The following is a 20,302-nucleotide window of genomic DNA, read 5'->3' as shown; positions in this document are numbered from 1 at the left end:
TCATCAACTTCCCACCAAGCCACTCAATAAAGGTACAAATCGAACTTCTTCTATTCTGGTCGTCACGAACTCTCCATCCTGTCGACGAATTGTCGTCAGATGCTGACGCTCTTCACCTACTGGCAGGATGAGCGTGCCACCCTCGATTAACTGGTCCAGCAGGGGCTGGGGTACGGCGCCTGGCGCTGCAGTGGCAATGATCACATCAAAGCGCTGTCTACGATCCGGCCAACCGAGCATTCCATCGGCGAGCTGGCAGTGAATGTTTTTCAGCTCCAGTCTTCTGAAGCGATCCTGCGCCTGCGCAAGTAGCCCCGAGATACGTTCGACGCTGTAGACGGTCTCGCAGCATTGCGCCAGCACAGCGGTCTGATAGCCTGAGCCAGTGCCTATCTCCAGCACCTTGCGGCGACGCGGTGATACCGTGTCAGAGACTTCGCTCGCTGCGGTTTCACGAATTGCGCTGACTACGAGCTGTGTCATTCTCGCAACAATGTAAGGCTGACTCAGGGTCTGGTTGTAGCCTATCGGTAGCGAGGCATCCTCATAGGCACGATGAGACAGCGCCTCATCAACGAAAATATGGCGAGGCACTTCTGCCATCGCTGCAAGAACGACTGGGTCGGCTATACCCTTGTCTCTGAGTCGTCCAATCAAACGCTGGCGGGTTCTCAGAGACGTCATCCCGATGCCATTGAAGTTTTCCCGCGCAGTCTTCGCGGGGCCGCGCTTTGTAGGCTCAGTCATGATCAACGCTGCTTATCCAGTTCTGAAGGGATTCAAAGGCGTCATGCCGTGTCATGTCCGCATGTATGGGTGTGACGGACACATAGCCGGCCTCGATTGCCGCAAAGTCAGTGCCTTCGCCTGCATCGTCTCCAGCACCCGCAAGCGCTAGCCAGTAACGTTTGCGGCCACGCGGATCGACGATCTCCTGTGGCTCTCCACCCTTTGCCCGGTGACCTAGCCTGGTGATACGAATCCCTCTCAGGTCGTGAAAGGGAACGTCGGGGACGTTAATATTGAGCACAGTTCGTGGCGGCACCGAGAGACTCTTCGGGCTCTCGAGCAACTGACGAACCACTCGCGCGGCGGTGTCGAAATGATTGTTCCCTGCATTGACCAGGGAAATCGCAATTGCCGGATAGGTCAGAAAGCGGCCTTCCATGGCAGCCGCAACCGTGCCGGAATACAGCACATCATCACCAAGGTTCGCATGCGTGTTGATACCGGAAACCACTCTGTCGGCTTCGAAGCCGAAGCGAGCACTCAGTCCTAGATGCACGCAGTCGGTAGGTGTGCCATCTACCCACATGAACCCGTTGGCTGCCTGTTGCAGCATCAGAGGGCGATTCAGCGTGAGCGAGTTACTGGCACCGCTATGATCACGCTCCGGTGCAATAACACGAATTTCGCCGAGGTCTTCGAGCGCTTCGGCCATCGCCGCGAGGCCAGCGGCGTAAACGCCATCATCATTGGATAGAAGTAGTTTCATTGCGAGGGCGAGCATCCTGTATCAAGTGAGCGACCTGGGAAAGCGCAACAGACGCATACGCGCCAGGGGGCAGTCCGAAGCATACCACCAGTGAGCCATCATGCCAGTGCCAGCTCATGTCTGTAGGTGTCATCCACAGTGCGCGCGGCGTATCCCGCTCACCCAGCGAATGAAGTGCTTCAAGCCAGCCAGTATAGTCGCCCCAGGCTTCCTGACGAAGAATATCGCTGGCGGACAGCTGGCTGGACGCTTCGGAGCGAACAGGGCCGCCGGGCAAAATGCCTATTGGCCCGTGCGCATTGTCCTCTGCGAGCAGCGGGTCATCGCCGTCGATGACGGTGCGAGCCACCCCCGCCTGCTGCCTTGAAGCCAGCAGACAATTGAAGAGATGAGCTCTTGCGGCGCTGACATACATTGGATTGACACGCCGCCCTTTACCCTTGCCACCGCGCGCCCTGCCTCGCTTACCGGTGCGTGCGGGGTCGTCGCGAGCATCCCCGCCTGAACGCTCTGGAGACTGGCAGTAGATCAATTCGAACTGTGTGAGGTTGCCATGGTCGAAACCAAAGCGCTGAGCTCCGAAATAGTTGGGGAAGCCTTCAAGACGCACCTGATCGAGTGCCACTTCGACAGCTTCTTCGACAGGCGCGCTTTTTGGTATATCACGCAGCGTAATGCGAAAATCGTTGCCAACGTGGTCACCCCGGCGCAGTTTTCTGGGATAGCGGCCGATGTGCAGAACTTCGCAGCCATCGAGTTCCCATGTTCGCCAGTCGGGTGCTTCGCGCTTGCCCAGATAGACTGAGAACCACTGAGTGGTAACGGCCTGCCTGTCCTTCAGCCCAAAGAAACCGATGTCGACCTGCCTCACACCCGAAAAAGTGGCAAGACTGTCCGCCACCCACTGGGTGTTTTGTAGCCGTTTGCGGATTCTCAGTAGATGGTGCTCGCCCTCTTCAGTCTCCGGCCGCCAGCATTCATCGACCACGAAGTCCTCTGGCATCACTTTCCAGCGAGCTTCGACATGGGGAGACGTGTACTTGGGGGGGCAAAGAAAGCTATCGATACGCTCTAGATCCGACGCCAGTCTTTCTGGTTTTACCATCAGGCAAGCGACTCGATGAGTGCGACAGCGTGACAGGCGATACCTTCCTGCCGCCCCACGAAACCGAGTTTTTCGGTGGTGGTCGCCTTTACATTTACCGATGAAGGGCTGACCTCACAATCTTCAGCTATGTTTCGCTGCATTTGTGAGATGTGCTCAGCCATTCTTGGCGCCTGCGCCACTATCGTCGAATCGATGTTGCCGATACTGAAGCCGATATCCCGCAGTCGCGCGACGACCGTTCGCAACAGTTGTCGGCTGTCGGCATTCTTGTAGGCCGGATCAGTATCCGGAAAGTGTCTGCCGATATCACCCAAGCCAGCGGCGCCCAGAAGCGCGTCGCATATGGCATGAATGAGGACGTCGCCATCGGAGTGAGCCAACAGACGGCTTCGTGCGGGGATGTGCACACCACCAATCACTATACTTGCAGCGGCGTCGCTCGGCGGGATGCCGCTCACCGGGATGCCGCTCGCCGGGACTCCGCTCGCCGGGACGCCGGTCGCCGGGATGCCGGTCTGCGGAGGGGCCTGTTCGGCATCAGTTTCGAAGGCGTGAACGTCGTAGCCGTGGCCAATTCTCATGAGACTTCACCTGGAATCGTTTAGGTCGGCATCACGAGGATCGCTGTTCGCTGGCGAAGGCCAGACCATTCTCGAGCTGCTGACGATACAGAAAAGCCGCGAGAGCAAGATCCTCGGGCTGTGTGATCTTGATGTTATCACTCCGGCCGGCCACCATCAGCACCTCCTTGCCACTTTGCTCGAGGGCACTGGCTTCGTCGGTGATCCACTTGCGCTCCGCCTGCTCGAGAGACTCACGTAAGGCCGCATAACGAATGACCTGTGGCGTCATTGCCCGCCATAGCAGTGCTCGCGGGACGGTCTCTGTAATCGGCAGCTCGGTGTCACGACGGGCCAGGGGCACACAGCGTTTGAGTGTATCGCTGACAGGTATGCCAAGAATGGCGCCGAAACGACTGGCGACCGCTGTTGTCACTACTGCATCGAGGTCAGATCGGCAGAGACAGGGCCTGGCGAGGTCATGGACGAGCACCAGATCCTCGTCTGCTGCACGTCCATCCAGGGCCTGCAGGGTGTTGAGTACGGTGTCAGCGCGTTCATTTCCACCTGTCGCCAAAATTTCCACACGCTCCTTCTGCTCCGGCTCGAGCAGCTCAAGGACACTGGCTGCGCGGGTATCACCTGGCGCAACTGCTACGATAAGCCGCTCCAATCCAAGCCCGAGCAGACGTTCAAGCGTGCACTGCATAACCGTTTTGGTATCGATGAGACGAAGATACTGCTTTGGTTCCGCCGCGCGCATACGCCGCCCGGCGCCGGCAGCTGGCAATACGACCCAGACAGGCGTGGCTTCAGACATGGAGAACCGTGCGGGAAAGATAAAATTCTGGAAAACGGTGGCTAACGAAATTCATCAGTCAGTGACGATGTAGAAGGTCTCATTATGACCAATAAGGCCAAGCTGTTCGCGCGCACGCTCGGCGATGACTTCGTCGACGTGCTTGAGCTCCTCGACCTCAGCCCTCAGCTGCTCGTTTCGCATGAGAAGCTTGTTGTTGCGTTCGGCTTGAATGCCGATGGCGTATCTGATCTCGCTGAGCGAATTGAGCGATCCGTGTGCAAACCAAAGGCGATACTGGAGGTACAATACACTGATCGACAGCAAGCCCCACAGTACGATCTGCACATAGGGAACGTGCACCATCGGGCTGCGCGATTGCTCATCTGAAAATTCACTGCGGCCTGTGGGCTGCATCACCGACATTCGCTGACTTCTCGCTTCAAGGGGAGCCTCATAAATGACGAGACCCTGATGCGAACTAGCTTAGCAGGTATAGCGAAAAATTCTGTAGTGTACGGATGTCCAGTACCCGTAGTAAGCGGCGGATGACCAGCACCCGCCACTCTTCCTGACGCTAGCTTCCGGTCTGCTTGGCAGCTTTGATTTCGGCCATCCCACGATAGGCTGCCCGAGTGCCGAGTTGCTCTTCGATACGCAGCAATTGGTTGTACTTGGCCACTCGATCAGAACGACACAGTGAACCCGTCTTGATCTGGCCGGCGGCCGTCGCTACTGCGAGATCAGCAATAGTAGTGTCTTCAGTTTCACCTGAGCGATGCGAGATAACGGCAGTATAACCGGCATCCTGCGCCATCCGAATTGCTTCAAGAGTTTCGGTAAGGCTACCGATCTGATTGAACTTGATCAGGATGGAATTGGCGATTTTCTCGTTAATACCACGCTTGAGAATTTTGGTATTGGTGACGAAGAGGTCGTCGCCCACGAGCTGCACACGATCGCCGAGCTTCTTCGTGAGAATCGCCCAACCGTTCCAGTCGCTTTCATCCATACCGTCTTCTATGGAAACAATAGGATAACGGTCGCAGAGGCCAGCAAGATAATCTGCAAAGCCTTCAGAATCGAAGGACTTGCCCTCGCCGGACAAATTGTACTTGCCATCCTTATAGAATTCAGACGCTGCACAGTCGAGCGCCAGCGTGACGTCATCGCCGAGCTTGTAGCCCGCCTGCTCTACAGCCACTTGAATAACTTCCAGCGCCGCTTCATTCGATGGCAGATCAGGTGCGAATCCACCTTCGTCGCCTACTGCTGTGCTCAGGCCACGGCTCTGCAGAACCTTCTTAAGGTTGTGGAAAATCTCGGCGCCGATTCGCAGAGCTTCAGCAAAGGTCTTGGCCTTCACTGGCTGAATCATAAATTCCTGGATATCGACGTTGTTGTCGGCGTGCTCGCCGCCGTTGAGGATATTCATCATCGGCACTGGCATGGAATAGCGGCCGGGTGTGCCGTTTATTTCAGCGATGTGCTCATATAAAGGAATACCCTTCTCGGTCGCCGCTGCCTTTGCAACAGCCAGTGAGACGGCGAGAATGGCGTTAGCACCAAGTTTGGCCTTGTTCTCGGTGCCATCGAGTTCGAGCATGATGCGATCCAGGCCTTCCTGATCAGTCGCGCTCTTGCCCAGTAATGCTGGTGCTATGCTGCTGTTGATGGCATCAACAGCCTTGAGAACACCTTTGCCCATATAGCGGCTGGCATCCTGATCGCGCAGCTCGAGCGCTTCTCGTGAACCGGTTGAGGCACCCGATGGTGCACAAGCACGGCCCATCACACCAGACGTCAGGGTCACTTCAGCTTCGACGGTGGGATTGCCTCGTGAATCCATCACTTCGCGTCCACGTATCCCAGCAATTTCTGCCATTCTCAAATCTCCGTTTGTCATCTCAAGGAACAATAAGGGTCAATTACAGTGCTCAGGCGGTATCAAGCTGAGCAAAGGACTTTACGAGCTCATCCAGAGCCTTGACCTGCTGTAGAAAAGGCTTCAACTGGGACAGGCGCAACGCACATGGGCCATCACACTTTGCTTGCTCAGGATCCGGGTGGGCTTCGAGAAACAGACCGGCAAGTCCAACGGCCATGCCCGCCCTCGCGAGCGTTACGATCTGCTCGCGGCGCCCACCAGCCGCTTCAGCCAGTCCGCCAGGCTTCTGCAAGGCATGCGTCACATCGAACACGACAGGGAACCCTGTTGATTTCATGATGTCCATGCCCAGCATATCGACGACGAGATTGTTGTAACCGAAACTCGAACCGCGCTCACAGAGGATGATTTCTGAATTACCTGCTTCCTGGCACTTTTTCGCGATATGCGACATCTCTCGCGGCGCCAGGAACTGCGCCTTCTTGATGTTGATGGGCTTGCCGGTTTGCGCCATGGCCGTCACAAGGTCGGTCTGGCGAGAAAGGAAGGCCGGCAGCTGAATAATGTCAACGACCTCGGCAACTGGTGCCGCCTGATGGGGCTCGTGAACATCAGTTATAACGGGCACCTTGAAGGTCTTACGGATCTCCTCGAAGATACGCAGACCCTCTTCCATGCCGGGACCGCGATAGGAGTTGATCGAGGAGCGGTTGGCCTTGTCAAAGGAGCCCTTGAATATGTAAGGAATTCCGAGCTCGGCGCACACGGTGACGTAGTGCTCGGCAATCTGCATGGCCAGATCTCTCGACTCCAGCACGTTCATGCCGCCCATCAGGGCAAAGGGACGCTGGTTCCCAAACTCGACGATGGTGGTCTGGTCTGACCCGACCTTAATGGTCCGTTGCTGCAAATCTGTCATTCTTTCGCCTCATGATACGCGAGTGCGGCTTCGACAAAGGCCTGGAACAATGGATGACCATCGCGCGGCGTCGAATTGAACTCAGGGTGGAACTGACATGCCACGAACCAGGGATGATCCCGCACTTCGATGACTTCCACCAGCGCCTTGCCATTAGAGTCCGTATTCGAGGAATATCCGGCAACCGTCAGACCGGCCTTCTCCAGGTCAGGCAGGAGGTTGTTGTTCACCTCGTAACGATGTCGATGCCGTTCACGTATCGTAGCCGAGCCATAGCAGTTCCGAACGTGCGTACCCTCGACAAGACTGCAGTCCTGCGTACCGAGACGCATGGTACCGCCCAGGTCGGAATCGACATTGCGAATCTCGGTCTTGCCGGAGGCATCTACCCATTCAGCAATAAGTCCAACAACCGGATACTCGGTGTCATGGTTGAATTCGGTGCTGTTGGCGGTCGGCATACCAGCAACGTTGCGAGCATATTCAATAACCGCCACCTGCATACCGAGACAGATGCCGAGATACGGCACCTTGTTCTCCCGTGCAAAGCGTACCGCCTGCAGCTTACCCTCTATTCCACGCTCGCCAAACCCCCCAGGCACCAGGATGGCATCGGCCCCTTCAAGTGCTTCAGTACCTTGTTGCTGAATCGATTCGGAGTCGATGTAATTGATATTGACCCGGGTCCGCGTCTGAATGCCGGCGTGCATGAGTGCTTCATTCAGCGACTTGTAGGCGTCCAGCAGTTCCATGTACTTGCCGACCATCGCGATGGTGACTTCGTGCTGCGGGAAGGTCTGCGCGTCCACCACCGCTTGCCATTCTGACAGATCGGCCGGTTCACACTTCAGTCTCATGCGCTCGACGATGAATTCATCAAGACCCTGCGCGTGCAGCATCTTCGGAATGTTGTAGATGGTCTTCGCATCTTCCAGTGAGATGACGGCTCGCTGTTCAACGTTGGTGAACAGCGCGATCTTTCTTCTGGCCGATTGATCGATCGGCTGCTCGGAGCGGCAGATGAGGATGTCAGGCTGCAGACCGATGGACCGCAGTTCCTTCACGGAGTGCTGTGTCGGCTTCGTCTTCACTTCACCGGCAGTGGCAATGTATGGCACCAGCGTGAGGTGCATGAGCATCGCCCGGTCGCTGCCAACTTCCAGCTTCAGCTGACGGGTCGCTTCAAGAAACGGCAGGGACTCGATGTCACCGACTGTGCCGCCAACTTCGACGATCGCCACATCTGCGTTGCCGGCACCCTCGACGATGCGACGCTTGATCTCGTCGGTTACGTGCGGGATGACCTGTACGGTGCCGCCCAGGTAGTCGCCGCGACGTTCCTTGCGGAGTACGGTCTCGTACACCCGACCCGTGGTGAAGTTGTTCTTCCTGGTCATGCGTGTGCGGATAAAGCGCTCGTAGTGACCGAGGTCGAGATCGGTCTCGGCGCCATCTTCGGTCACGAAGACTTCACCGTGCTGAAACGGCGACATGGTGCCGGGATCGACGTTGATATAGGGGTCGAGCTTGAGAATCGTAACCTTGAGATTTCGCGCTTCGAGTATCGCTGCCAATGAGGCTGATGCAATACCTTTGCCCAGAGAAGAAACGACACCACCGGTGACGAATATATAGCGCGTCATACAGATTCCAGGCTACTTGAGATAGGAGAGGCGAAACGGCTTCAGGCTGATTTCACAGTGAATGCCATTTGCGTGCTTCGATGGCGCGCCAGAATACCAGATCGCTGGTCAGTCCATCAACCGATGAGGGACAGCAAATCGCCACACCTCGAGCGCGCCCTCCAGCCCATGCCAAAGTTCTGGCACAAATCTGGCATCAGCTGGGATATACGCGTCCGTGCGTCAACTTTTTGCCGCTGCCCACCACTTGATGGGCGAGCGTTACTGTTTCCTTATCTGGAGCTGCAAGCGAATGATACTCACGCTGGTACTGGGCAGCCTGTCAGGCATATTCTTCATTGTGCTTGCGGTCGTGCTGTCGACCGATAACCCGATGATATTTTTCAACATACCCGGCCTTATTCTGGTTGCGGGCGGTTGTTTTGCTGCTCTGTTTGCCGGTTTCCCGGGCAAGGAGATCAAGGCAGCCTTCCGGGCAGTCAAGACACTGGGGCATCCCGATCATCTCAACGATGTGCAGCAGATTGATGAGCTGGTCCAATTTGCGCGTGACTATAGCCGCAACGATATCCGCAAGATTGAGGCTCGCCTACACCAGCACATCAATCCTTTTCTCGCCATGGGCATGCAGATGATTATTGCCAAGCTGCCGGTCGCTGACGTAGCCGGAACAATGGCCTGGCGTATCAAGCGGCTGAAAGCGCGAGAGCAGGCAGAGGCAAGAATCTTCCACTCGCTATCCGCGTACGCGCCCGCCTTCGGCATGGTCGGCACCCTCCTCGGCCTGGTGAACATGATGCTAGTGCTGGATGCCAAGAGTCTCGACCTCATGGGAGGCCACCTGGCCATCGCACTGGTCACGACTTTCTACGGTTTGCTGCTTTCGAACCTCTTCTTCAAACCGGTAGCTACAAAACTTGAGCGTCGGACCGAAAAGCGGCTGTTACATATGAGCCTCATACTCGAAGGCATCACCCTCATTGGCCTCGGCCGTAGCCCAGCCTTCATCCGCGAGAGCCTGTATTCCTTCGTGACCCATTTCGACGATGAACTGGGTGCGCGACACGCAGCCAAGCCCGCCATTGACAGCGAGTCCGCTCATGCCACGCTCCCCTGATTTCTCGCGGTCTGGACAGCTTGATCGCTTCCAACATTCTGGCGGAGGTAATGAGCAGTCTGCCCAGATTCTTGCCAACTCACATCTCGGAGCACTCGACGACCTGACGGTGCAGGACAACGAGGGGGATGCCTGGCTCACGAGCTATCTCGACGTGTTTGTACTGATAACGGCGGTGTTTGCGCTCATGCTCGCCATTCAGGCGCAGCCAATTACCGAAACGATCGAAAAGAATATCACGCCGACTACCGGAGAGCCGTTGCTGAGCGAGCTCGAACCGATTCAACCAGTGACACCAGCACCAATAACTGGCAGCCGCGATCAAAATGCCTGGTATCTGAGCTTTCAGGAGGCCGTCGTCGAGCAACAGCTCGAGGGCTTCCTGACGCCGAGCTTTCAGGACGGATTTGCAGAGCTTGAAATCGGCAGCAACGTTCTGTTCGACTCTGGTGATGCCGTTCTGCTGACGTCGGGCGAAGATGTACTGCGTGCACTCGTGCCGATTTTGCAGAAAAGTTCCGGAGCGATTCTCATCGAGGGCCACACTGATTCAAACCCGATTCAGACTGCGCGTTTCAGCTCCAACTGGGATTTGGCCGCCAGTAGGGCGACAGAGGTACTTCAGTTCCTCGCGGAGAATGGTATAGAGGGATCGCGCTTGAGAGCGATCAGCTACGGCGCAACCAAGCCGGTGGCTGGAAACGATACTGAAGAAAACAGGGCGAAAAACCGTCGTGTGAGCATGGTTATTCAAGCGCCGTAAATTGTGGTATCAGCGCGCTATGGGACAAAAGAGGGTTCCGGAGAACCCTCTCCCATATACAGATGGACTCAGTTGACCGGCGTAATGCTTACCGCATCAAGATACATCGTGTAGCTTGGGGATGGGCCAAATACATGCAGTCGCAGCTGGGTGACGTTGCCTGTGGTATTGAGCTTGAAGTTACCCTCGAGCGCATTCCAGTAGCCCGCATTCGCAGCCTTGCTGATCAGCTTCTCCCAACGGGCGCCTCGATCGTCAACAATGTAAGCCCATAGTTCACTGTTGGTAGAACTACCATAGCCAGTGAGACCAACCTGCGCCTTGAAGGTGTAGTCCTGATCGGTTTTCAAGACGCCACGTACGTTCAGCCCCGGGCCTGAATACCAGGCGGTGCGGCTCGACGAGCGCAAGGAGTAACTGCCAGCGTATGCCGTCTGCACGCGAGCGACGTTGCCACCCATGTAGGTCTGCCAGCCATCAGTGGTCTGCTCAAATGTGGCGGTATAACCAGTTGCTGGTGGCGTTGGTGTCGTCGGAGTGCCGCCGCCATCGCTTCCGCCACCGTCGGTACCACCAGTGGTCTTCGTTGGACGGAACGCAGCCAGTTGAGTAGCCAGTGCGTTCAGGTTACCAACAGCATCGGCACCATTCGACTGGTTCCTGCTGACGCCACAAGGCTGGTTTTCGCAGGTACGAATATTGGGGTTCGAAAAACGCTGCAGCTGATTGCTGGTACCGTAAGACTGCGGATAGGCCATGATCGTGCTAAAGGAGCCATACACACCGTGGCCGCGAGCCCAGTTCCAGATACCGCCGCCCGTGTTCTGCGCAGCGGAATGACCCAGTGCCAGGTTGTGACCGATTTCGTGGGCGAAGGTGCTATAGCCGCAATCTACACCCACCAGGTTGAAGGCCAGTGATTCAGCGTTACTGTAGAGCTGACCATTGCTAGTTCCGGAAGGCACATAGCCGATACCGCAGACGTAGCCACCCTGCATAGGCTGGCGCAGGTTCAGCACGCTGACGACGTCAGCGCCATACTGCTCACGCATTGCCGCAACTTCACCGTTTCTGCGTAGCGCATCGAGATTCTCGCTGTTGACGTAGGTCCAGCCCTTACTGATCGGCTTCGCCGCCACCAGACGCAAGCGCAAATTGACGCCGCTGTTGATATACGCCTGGTTGTTGTACTCAATATAAGACACGATTCTGGCATTGATATCGCGACCATTGGTGGTCTGGCTGACTTCGGGCTGGTAGAGCACCAGCACGTCGATGGTTTCAGGCGCGGCTTGCGCCGTCGATGCCATGGCAGCGCCAGCAACGGCAGCCACTATTGCGGACTGCACTTTTTTTGCAAAGGTCATATCTGCTCCTGTGAAGCTTATCTTTCTTGTGTTGGGGGTAGTGCTCGAAATATGGGGTCAGGAACCCTGGCCCCGTTCAGGTAGCGGCATTTCCACTGGTGCTACCTCAATACCATCGGCTATGGGGACTGCGCGTGCATTGACGTCAGCCTCATTGACGAGACTACCCTGGCCGGTGCGATTGTTGACGATTGCGGTGTAGACGCCGGTCGACGTCGATACCACGAAGATAGTGTCGATTTCGCCACGCGTTACGATGACGTTATCATTGGGTTGGCCGTCGTTCAGCGCGCCTTTGAAGACGTCGATGCCATCCAACGGACTGTGAGTCGACTCAATGGTGGCTTCGGGCATTGGCTGCAGATCCGGAATTGGCAGCGAGATTTTCTGTCCGACCTTCATTGATCGCAGTGCAGCGGGATCTGTCTGGATAGCGAGTCCTTCGACACCATCGACGTCTATGGGCGTTTCGTCGGCGACCGACCAGGCAGAGAGTTCGGCGTACGTCGACTGATCCGGAGCTGTGTCGTCATCGTTCGCAGAATCCGCAGCAGTCGTGGCAGGCGGCTGGCCAGCCGAATCGGCGTCAGCCTCATTGGCCTCATCGGCCTCGTTGAAAGGGCGGTCGACTAGTGGGCGCCGCGCCGCGGCGCTGTCGGTCAGGCTTGCAGGCTCGTCGGCGACTGCAGGAACGGAAGCTGGCTTGTTGTCGACCTGTAGGAAAAGTACAGCACCTACGGCGACCAAAACACAGGTCGTCAGGAGAATAATCTTGTTCATCTCGAGCTACTCAAGCTAAAGCAGGAGCGGCATGCTTACTTATTGTAGAACGATTAGAATCGACCAAAGGGCGTACGCCCCCCTTTTGGGGGAGAGAAATGGGACACAGTTTCGCAAATTGCTGATGAAAATCATGTTTTTGCGCACTAAATAGCTTGATCACGCCTCCTTGAGACGCCGCGTATCAATCACATTCGGCACCTGCCGCAGCCGATCAAAAATCTTATTCAGCATACCCAGGCTTTCGATCTCGACGGTGAGGCGCATTGTGGCCGTGCTGTTCTCCTTGTCGCTACGCGTCGATACCGCGAGCACGTTGACGCGATCATTCCCCAGCACATTGGAGATATCCCTAAGCAGACCAGGCCTGTCGTAGGCTTCCACTTCAATATCAATGGGATAGGTTTCCTGCGCACTACCCCAACTCACCTCGATGATCTTGTTCGGCTCCTGTGCTTCGAGCTGCAGTACATTCAGGCAGTCCTGCTTGTGGATGCTGACCCCTCGTCCAAGCGTTATGAAGCCGATGATGTCATCTCCCGGTACCGGCTTGCAGCAGCTGGCTCGATGCGTGAGGAGATTGCCTACGCCAAGAATCTTTATGGACTGGGTATGATCCTCCAGACGGGCCGGCTTGCTACGCTTGCGGTGAGCGTCACCGGCCTGCTCGAGCGCACGCAACAGCGAAGCCTTCCGAGTCTGCTGGCCCGGCTTCGGCGGCACACGACCCTCGAAATCCAGTTCTGGCGAGCGAGCCTCGAGCAGTGACTGTGCCTCCTGCACGACCTGCATGGGCTTCAGATCACCAGCACCTATCGCGGCATGCAGATCTTCCACGGTGGTAAAATGCAACGCCTTGGCGAGTAGCTCACCACTGACACTATCGACGGAAAAGCGCTTGAGCATCTCGTGCAGCAGTTGCGCACCGGACTCGACATGCTGCTCACGGTTCTGCATCCTGAACCAGTGCGCTATCTTCGCGCGAGCCTTCGAGGTCTGGGTATAACCAAGGTCAGGGTTGAGCCAGTCACGGCTTGGCTTGGGCTGGCTGGAAGTCAGCACCTGTACCTGTTCGCCGGTCTTCAGTTTGTAATTCAGCGGTACGATACGACCGTTGACCTTGGCGCCACGGCAACAGTGCCCGATTTCGGTATGCACTTTGTAGGCGAAATCGATAGGCGTCGAATTGGCCGGCAGATCGACCACATGACCTTCAGGCGTAAACAGATAGATGCGGTCTGAAACAAAGTTGTTCTGCCACTGCTCGACCAGATCGTGTGTTGCCTCTCCGGTCTGGTCGCCGAGGTCCTCCTGCCATTCGAGTACCTGACGCAGCCAGGCGATCTTGTCTTCGTAGCTTTGCGACTTCTGGTCGAGATCCGTGCCCTTGTACAACCAATGTGCACAAACACCGAGCTCGGCATCCTGGTGCATCGCATGGGTGCGGATCTGTACTTCCATAACCTTGTTGCCAGGCCCAGCAACGGCGGTATGCAAGGATTGATAACCGTTGGATTTCGGGTTGGCGATGTAATCGTCGAACTCGTGGGGAATATGTCGCCACAGCGAATGTACTGCACCGAGCACGGAGTAGCAGTCCCGGATAGTTGGCACCAGCACGCGAATCGCACGGATATCATAGACCTGGGAAAAGTCGATGCCCTTGCGATGCATCTTCCGCCAGATACTATAAATATGCTTCACGCGCCCATCGACGTCGGCCTGCACGCCCTGCTCCTTGAGCTCCTTCGACAAGGCTTCGATCACTTCAGTAATATAGTGCTGCCGGTCAATCCGCCGCTCGTCCAACTGCTTGGCAATTTTCTTGTAGGCCGATTCGTGGAGATAGCGGAAGGATAGATCCTCCAGCTCCCATTTCAGCTGACCGATGCCGAGCCGATGCGCGAGCGGCGCATAGATATCGAAGACTTCACGGGCGACGCGATGCCGTTTGTCAGGCTCAGCATCCTTTACAGCACGGATGGCACAGGTGCGTTCGGCCAGCTTGATCAGTGCGACGCGAACATCGTCGATCATGGTGACCAGCATTCGCCTCAGATTGTCGACCTGGTTCTGGGTCTGACCCAGCACACTGCCCTGCAGTGGATGGCGCAGGCTCGAGATTGCGGCCATCTGCAAGACACCTTCTATGAGATGCTCACACGAGCTGCCGAAGCGCTTACCGACTGCCTGAAGGGTTATTCGCTTCTCACGAACCGAGCGATACAGAATGGCGGCAATGATGCTTTCGCTGTCGAGGTGGAGTTCGGCGAGGATCACCGCCATCTCCAAGCCCGTTAGAAAACTATTACTCTCGGCACTCCAGCGGCTGCCCTCTACTTCAGCCTGTTCAGCAAGCGACTGAGCCACTTCACAGGCTTCCAGAATAGCTGCTGAGTCTTTTACAGGCGTAAAACGCCCGAGTTGCTCCAGCCAGCTGGGAATATCTACACGGCCGTTACTACCGACCGGATAGTCTTCGCGTACCTTGACCACGGTGTTATCGACTCCGTCCTGCCTTCTCGAAAAGCGCCATCGACTCGACATGCGCTGTTTGCGGGAACATATCCATTATTCCCAGTGTACGCAGCCGATAGCCCTGAGCGTTCAGGATGGCTGCGTCCCGAGCCAGTGTCGCCGGATTACACGATACATACAGTATCGCAGATGGCGAAAACAGGCCCATGGAACGTACCACATCTTCGGCGCCAGCTCTGGGGGGGTCAAGTAACACTTTGTCATAATGACGTATCCATTGCGCACCGCCATCAGCATTGCGCAGGGCTGCGATATCAAAAAGATCTCCCGCAGCGAAGGAGACATTGTCGATACCGTTCTTTCTGGCGTTATGCTCTGCCTGTGCCGTCATGGCCAGACTGCCTTCGACACCGGTTACCTGAGCCGAAAGTCGGGCCAGCGGCAGCGTAAAGTTGCCCAGTCCACAGAACAGGTCAAGCACACTGTCTTCCGCCTGAGGCTGCAGCCAGGCCATCGCCTGTGACAGCATCTCGCGGTTCAAAGGCATATTGACCTGGGTGAAATCGGTCGGCCGGAACTGCATGGTCAAATCAAAGGCGGGCAATTCGTAAAACAACTCGCCTGCGGGGTCAGCACCTTTCCCAGGATCAAGATAACTGGCCAGCGGCTTGACGGTGTCGGGCCCTTTGGCCTGACCATACATCAGGAAGTCGTGATCACGGCCGAACTGTTCGAGCAGCTCGATGTCAGCGTTCGTCAGCGGCTCGAGGTGTCTGATGATCAGGATCACCGCATTCTCACCAGCCGCGACCTCTACCTGGGGTACAGCCTGGCGAACCGAAAGCTGGCTCAGGCAGGCACGGAGCTCCGTGATGCGCTCCCCGACAGCAGGAACGAGTATCGGGCACTGAGTAATGTCAGCGAGGAAGCTGGAGAACTGCTCACGGAAGCCGACCAGTGTTTCTTCCTTCTTGAACACATAGCGCGCACCCATACGCGCCTTCGATCGATAGCCGGATGGCGCTGATCTCAGCGGTGGCGCCACGACCTTGGGCGCCTCGGCGCCTGCATGCTTGAATAGCTCCAGCACCACGGCCTGCTTATGCTCGAGTTGGAGGCTCTGTGGCATGTATTGCAGAGAACAGCCGCCACAGAGTTTCGCATGCGGACAGAAGGGCTCGATTCTATCGGGACTGGGCTCCAGTACTTCGATAGTGGCACAATCATCAAACGTGCGGTGCGCCCGCATTCGCCGAGCCATGACCACTTCGCCCGGCAATGCCCCGTCGACGAACTGGGTCTTGCCATCGAGCCTGGCCACACCGCGGCCTTCATGACTCAGTGATTCTATAGTCAATTGCACCGGCGCGGGGTCTGGCTTGCGCTTCGAAACGCGTCGCTTGCTCATTTGAACACGCCTGTGGACAGATAGCGGTCCCCACGGTCACAAATGATGGCCACAATGACTGCGTTTTCGACTTCAGCGTCGATCTGCAGCGCGCCGACTACGGCGCCTCCGGACGAAACACCAGCGAAAATGCCTTCCTCTGTCGCAAGCCTTCGCATGGCCACTTCGGCCGCGTTCTGTTCGATATCTATGATTCGGTCCACCCGTGATTTTTCAAAAATTGAAGGCATATAGGCTTCAGGCCAGCGTCGAATGCCTGGAATGGAGGCGCCAGACGCAGGTTGCAGCCCGATAATCTGAATATGCGGGTTCTGCTCTTTCAGATAGCGCGAAACGCCCATAATTGTGCCAGTCGTGCCCATGGAGCTCACGAAATGAGTAATGCGACCACCCGTCTGCTGCCAGATCTCCGGGCCAGTGGTCTTGTAATGCGCCAGTGGATTATCGCTGTTGGCGAACTGATCGAGCACTATACCCTCGCCTGCTGCCTCCATCTTCTTCGCCAGATCACGCGCACCCTCCATCCCCTCTTCTCTCGTTACCGAGATGAGTTCGGCACCATAGGCGCTCATCGCGGCACGGCGCTCTTCGCTCATGTGGGCCGGCATGATCAGTTTGAGACGGTAGCCTTTCATTGCGGCCACCATGGCCAGCGCAATGCCCGTATTGCCGCTTGTCGCCTCAATGAGACAGTCGCCCTGCCTGATCCTGCCCCTGGCTTCGGCCTCGCTGATCATGCTCAAAGCAGCCCTGTCCTTGACCGAACCGGCCGGATTGGTGCCCTCCAGCTTGCCGAGCACGACATTACCAGAGACCGCAGAATCCCTCGGCAGGCGCTGCAGGCGCACGAGTGGTGTATTACCTACGAGCGAAGCTACCGTAGGCCAGTCCAGTGATGCTGATGCCGTATCGGGGGCATGATCCGAAGGGAAGACGGGGGACATAAAGTCGCTCTATGATGCGAAAGGGTTGCTAGAATACAAAATCATCCAGCACAGAACCACGTTAAATATGATTGACACTTCCGGGGAGCAGAACTTTCTCAGCCATTTCGGCGCTGCCGGAAAGCATTGGAGCCTGCGCAGAAAGATCTTCACCTACGTGATGATTCCCGCGGCACTTTTCGCGATTGTCATCGGCAGCGTGTTCATTACCGCCCGGATGATGGAACTCGAACATATCGTCACCACACGATCGCAGGAAACGACTGACCAGCTGGTGAACATGAGCGCCGTTCTCCTAAGCCGGGCTGACCCGACCACCCTGGAGCTCATTGCTGGCGGCACCATTCAGAAAGAGGGTGTACGCTCGGTGGTGATTTACAATCAGCGCGGCGAGATCACCGCACATGCCGGAGCCATGCCGGCGGCGAGAGCAAGCCAACGCAATCTGCTGAATGCTCAGGGCAGTCGTCGTCGGATCGGTGACTATCTGCAGTTGGTCGAGCCCGTGTGGCCTACCGCCCAAGCGGCCGAGAGCACAGCAGGACGCGCCATGCCAATCGGCTGGGTTGCCGTCGAGTTCGCATACACGCCGACTCAGCTGGCACAATCGCGTGCCATCCTGCTCACTGTGCTCGGCATTTTGCTAACCGTGTTTCTCAGCGCCGTACTCGCCTCGCGACTGTCACGACAGCTGACCCGCCCGCTCGCCCATACCGTCGACGTCGTCTCTCGCATCAAGCGCGGCGATAGTGGCGCCCGCCTGGACATCGAAGGCAGTCGAGAGATCGAACTGTTGCGTGATGGTATCAACAGCATGGCTGATACACTTGAGCACGCCCATAGCGAGCTGCAGCAGAACATCGATCAGGCCACTGAAGACTTGCGCGAGACCCTGGAAACCATCGAAATCCAGAACATCGAGCTGAACATCGCACGAAAGGAGGCCTTGCAGGCCAGCAAGATAAAGTCCGAGTTTCTCGCGAACATGTCGCACGAGATTCGGACCCCGCTCAATGGCATCATCGGCTTCGCGAGAATTTTGCTGAAATCGCCACTGACCCAGCAGCAGAAAGACCACGCGACCACTATCGTGAAGTCATCCGAAACCCTGCTGAGCGTTATCAACGATATTCTCGACTTTTCCCGGATAGAAGCAGGCAAGCTCCTGCTCGACCACAGTGAGTTCAACGTTCGTGACACAATAGACGACGCGATGACCCTGCTCGCCCCGGCGGCTCACGAAAAGAACCTCGATCTGGCGGCCATGGTCTATCTCGATGTGCCTGCCATACTTGTTGGTGACCCGCTACGTGTGAAGCAGATCATCCTCAATCTCATAGGCAATGCGGTCAAGTTTACCCGCCACGGCGAGATCGTACTGCGCGTGATGCTGGAGGAACAGGAAACCAACGGCCATCACGTGACGATTCGGATCTCGGTATCTGACACCGGCGTCGGCATGTCGAAAACCCAGCAACGCGCGCTGTTTCATGCCTTTTCGCAAGGCGACGCCTCCACCGCACGCCGTTTCGGTGGCTCGGGCCTCGGCCTGGTCATTTCCAGGAAACTGGCGGAGCAGATGGGTGGCAGTATCAGCGTTGAAAGCACCCTTGGCGAGGGCTCAACCTTCTCGGTGCTGCTACGGCTTGAAAGTCTCGGCCAGGCGACTGGACTCAGGCACCTCACCAGAGAGGCGGACGATAGCCTCACGCCCGGAGATTACGAAAACAGCCGCCATTACGAAGCGCCGCCGGATCTTTCCGGTGAACGCCTGATCTATCTCGAATACCAGCAGCGAACGGCCATGGTCACACAGCAGATCCTGCAGCACTGGTCGGCAGAAGTGGTCATTGCCGAAACCCTCGATGATCTCTGTGACTCCATCGTAAAGGCGCAGAAGGCGGGCCGCGGCTTTTCGGCAGCCATTCTTGGCATTACCTCCTACCAGCTCAGCAGTGCTGTGCATCTCGCTGCCGTCGAACGAATCGAAAAACAGCTCGACTGCCGTGTTGTACTGTTGACGCCTACGATCGATAGTGTGAGAGAACACGCGGCCATCCTGAATGCCTGCACCGCCTATGCGCTGAAGCCGATACCACAGCGAAAGCTAGCCGCAATGATGATGCTCCTGCTAACCAAACAGCACGAAGGCATTTCACCACTGCGGCAACCACAATCTGCCCGCTTGTTCAGGCCAAAACCCAGAGTGATGGCGGTTGATGACAATGCCGCCAATCTTCGTCTTATCGAAGCACTGCTGACGGACATCGGCGTCGAGCCAGTGGCAGTAACCAGCGGCTATGAGGCGCTCCGGCTGTTGAAGGAGACCAGCTGTGATCTGGTATTCATGGACGTACAGATGCCTGGCATGGATGGTATGGAAACCACCCGCCTGATCAGAAGCCTGTCTGGTCCGGTCGCTCATGTTCCGATTCTTGCGTTGACGGCACATGCGCTGAATGAAGAGCGTGAGGAGCTGCTGAACAATGGCTTCAACGAATATGTGACCAAGCCAATTTCGGAGTCGCAACTGCTCGACCTCCTCAGTCGATACCTGCAGTTCGCCCAACCGCCCAAGGCTGCCGACGAAGTTCATCAGGTCTACAGCAACTTTTCGGGCACGGTGCGGCCCTCGCAAAAAGCAGCGCCAGAGCCCTGTGTCGACATCGAATCGTCGATCCGCCTGGCCGCAGGCAAGCGAGATCTCGCTGTCGAGTTGCTCTCGATGCTGTTGGAAAACCTCCCTGAGGATGAGGAACGTTTCCGCAAACTGGAACGTGCGAATGATGTCAAAGGACTGGAAGAGGCCGCACACAAGTTGCATGGCGGCACACGATACTGTGGCGTGCCTCTGTTACGGGCGGCGGTGGCTTCGCTCGAGACTATGCTGAAACAGAAGCAGCCCTGGACCGAGCACCTGAAACAGACCTACGCCGAGATTGACCGGCTGCTCTACTGGGCCGATCAGACCGACTGGCAACCGCTCATGCTCGGGGCACCCGATGGTCTCAGTCGCAGTTCTGCCGGATAGAC

Annotated in this window: 17 protein-coding genes; 3 read left to right on the top strand and 14 right to left on the bottom strand. The window is 56.8% G+C overall.

The annotated features are described in order from the left end of the window. Positions 1–3 precede the first annotated feature (3 nt). The 9 genes from ACH3PB_RS02190 to ACH3PB_RS02150 form a co-directional block, all read right to left on the bottom strand. Complete coding sequence (locus tag ACH3PB_RS02190; protein ID WP_416397837.1) at positions 4–747, bottom strand: protein-L-isoaspartate(D-aspartate) O-methyltransferase; 744 nt, start codon at positions 745–747, stop codon at positions 4–6. After that, positions 740–1,495 carry a 5'/3'-nucleotidase SurE gene (gene surE, locus ACH3PB_RS02185; RefSeq protein ID WP_416397836.1) on the bottom strand — a complete coding sequence of 252 codons (756 nt, stop codon included), beginning with the start codon at positions 1,493–1,495 and terminating at the stop codon, positions 740–742. The genes ACH3PB_RS02190 and surE overlap by 8 nt, the downstream gene beginning before the upstream one ends. After that, entirely contained in the window at positions 1,473–2,600 is a 1,128-nt protein-coding gene (truD, locus tag ACH3PB_RS02180; RefSeq protein ID WP_416397835.1) for a tRNA pseudouridine(13) synthase TruD, read from the bottom strand. Before truD ends, surE begins: the two co-directional genes overlap by 23 nt. Beyond that, positions 2,600–3,184, bottom strand: a complete 585-nt coding sequence (gene ispF / locus ACH3PB_RS02175; RefSeq protein ID WP_416397834.1) for a 2-C-methyl-D-erythritol 2,4-cyclodiphosphate synthase — start codon at positions 3,182–3,184, stop codon at positions 2,600–2,602. Before ispF ends, truD begins: the two co-directional genes overlap by 1 nt. Before the next feature lie 31 nt (positions 3,185–3,215). Then, complete coding sequence (gene ispD / locus ACH3PB_RS02170; RefSeq protein ID WP_416397833.1) at positions 3,216–3,983, bottom strand: 2-C-methyl-D-erythritol 4-phosphate cytidylyltransferase; 768 nt, start codon at positions 3,981–3,983, stop codon at positions 3,216–3,218. Positions 3,984–4,037: 54 nt separating this feature from the next. After that, a complete protein-coding gene (locus ACH3PB_RS02165; RefSeq protein ID WP_416397832.1) occupies positions 4,038–4,388 on the bottom strand; it encodes an FtsB family cell division protein in 351 nt (116 codons plus the stop codon). 151 nt (positions 4,389–4,539) lie between these two features. Beyond that, on the bottom strand, positions 4,540–5,847 hold the full coding sequence (eno, locus tag ACH3PB_RS02160; RefSeq protein WP_416397831.1) for a phosphopyruvate hydratase: 1,308 nt from the start codon (positions 5,845–5,847) through the stop codon (positions 4,540–4,542). Positions 5,848–5,899: 52 nt separating this feature from the next. After that, positions 5,900–6,760, bottom strand: a complete 861-nt coding sequence (gene kdsA / locus ACH3PB_RS02155) for a 3-deoxy-8-phosphooctulonate synthase (RefSeq protein WP_416399510.1) — start codon at positions 6,758–6,760, stop codon at positions 5,900–5,902. A 5-nt stretch (positions 6,761–6,765) separates the two neighbouring features. Then, positions 6,766–8,412: a CTP synthase gene (locus ACH3PB_RS02150; RefSeq protein WP_416397830.1), complete on the bottom strand. Its 1,647-nt coding sequence runs from the start codon at positions 8,410–8,412 to the stop codon at positions 6,766–6,768. A 292-nt stretch (positions 8,413–8,704) separates the two neighbouring features. On the opposite strand from ACH3PB_RS02150, the gene ACH3PB_RS02145 reads away from it, so the two are divergent. After that, the gene (locus ACH3PB_RS02145; RefSeq protein WP_416397829.1) at positions 8,705–9,529 is read left to right on the top strand and encodes a motility protein A; all 825 of its coding nucleotides are present in this window, start codon (positions 8,705–8,707) and stop codon (positions 9,527–9,529) included. Continuing rightward, positions 9,513–10,292, top strand: coding sequence for an OmpA/MotB family protein (locus tag ACH3PB_RS02140; RefSeq protein ID WP_416397828.1), 780 nt, complete (start codon positions 9,513–9,515; stop codon positions 10,290–10,292). The genes ACH3PB_RS02145 and ACH3PB_RS02140 overlap by 17 nt, the downstream gene beginning before the upstream one ends. Before the next feature lie 68 nt (positions 10,293–10,360). Here ACH3PB_RS02140 and ACH3PB_RS02135 read toward each other — a convergent pair whose 3' ends face one another. From ACH3PB_RS02135 to cysM, 5 genes are all read right to left on the bottom strand, one after another. Further along, positions 10,361–11,659: a zinc-dependent metalloprotease family protein gene (locus ACH3PB_RS02135; RefSeq protein WP_416397827.1), complete on the bottom strand. Its 1,299-nt coding sequence runs from the start codon at positions 11,657–11,659 to the stop codon at positions 10,361–10,363. A gap of 57 nt (positions 11,660–11,716) precedes the next feature. After that, positions 11,717–12,439 (bottom strand): hypothetical protein, encoded by a 723-nt coding sequence (locus ACH3PB_RS02130; protein ID WP_416397826.1) that lies wholly within the window; start codon positions 12,437–12,439, stop codon positions 11,717–11,719. Between the two features lie 159 nt (positions 12,440–12,598). Next, the gene (relA, locus tag ACH3PB_RS02125; RefSeq protein WP_416399509.1) at positions 12,599–14,935 is read right to left on the bottom strand and encodes a GTP diphosphokinase; all 2,337 of its coding nucleotides are present in this window, start codon (positions 14,933–14,935) and stop codon (positions 12,599–12,601) included. 4 nt (positions 14,936–14,939) lie between these two features. Further along, a complete protein-coding gene (rlmD, locus tag ACH3PB_RS02120) occupies positions 14,940–16,325 on the bottom strand; it encodes a 23S rRNA (uracil(1939)-C(5))-methyltransferase RlmD (RefSeq protein ID WP_416397825.1) in 1,386 nt (461 codons plus the stop codon). Next, positions 16,322–17,269, bottom strand: coding sequence for a cysteine synthase CysM (gene cysM / locus ACH3PB_RS02115; RefSeq protein WP_416397824.1), 948 nt, complete (start codon positions 17,267–17,269; stop codon positions 16,322–16,324). Before cysM ends, rlmD begins: the two co-directional genes overlap by 4 nt. Positions 17,270–17,336: 67 nt before the next feature. On the opposite strand from cysM, the gene ACH3PB_RS02110 reads away from it, so the two are divergent. Further along, positions 17,337–20,300, top strand: coding sequence for a response regulator (locus ACH3PB_RS02110; protein WP_416397823.1), 2,964 nt, complete (start codon positions 17,337–17,339; stop codon positions 20,298–20,300). Positions 20,301–20,302 lie beyond the last annotated feature (2 nt).

Origin of the sequence: Allohahella sp. A8, from assembly GCF_047946665.1 — a bacterium.
Lineage (GTDB): Bacteria > Pseudomonadota > Gammaproteobacteria > Pseudomonadales > Oleiphilaceae > Allohahella.
The sequence above is the reverse complement of the archived record's forward strand: the minus strand, read 5'-3'. Positions and strand labels throughout refer to the sequence as shown.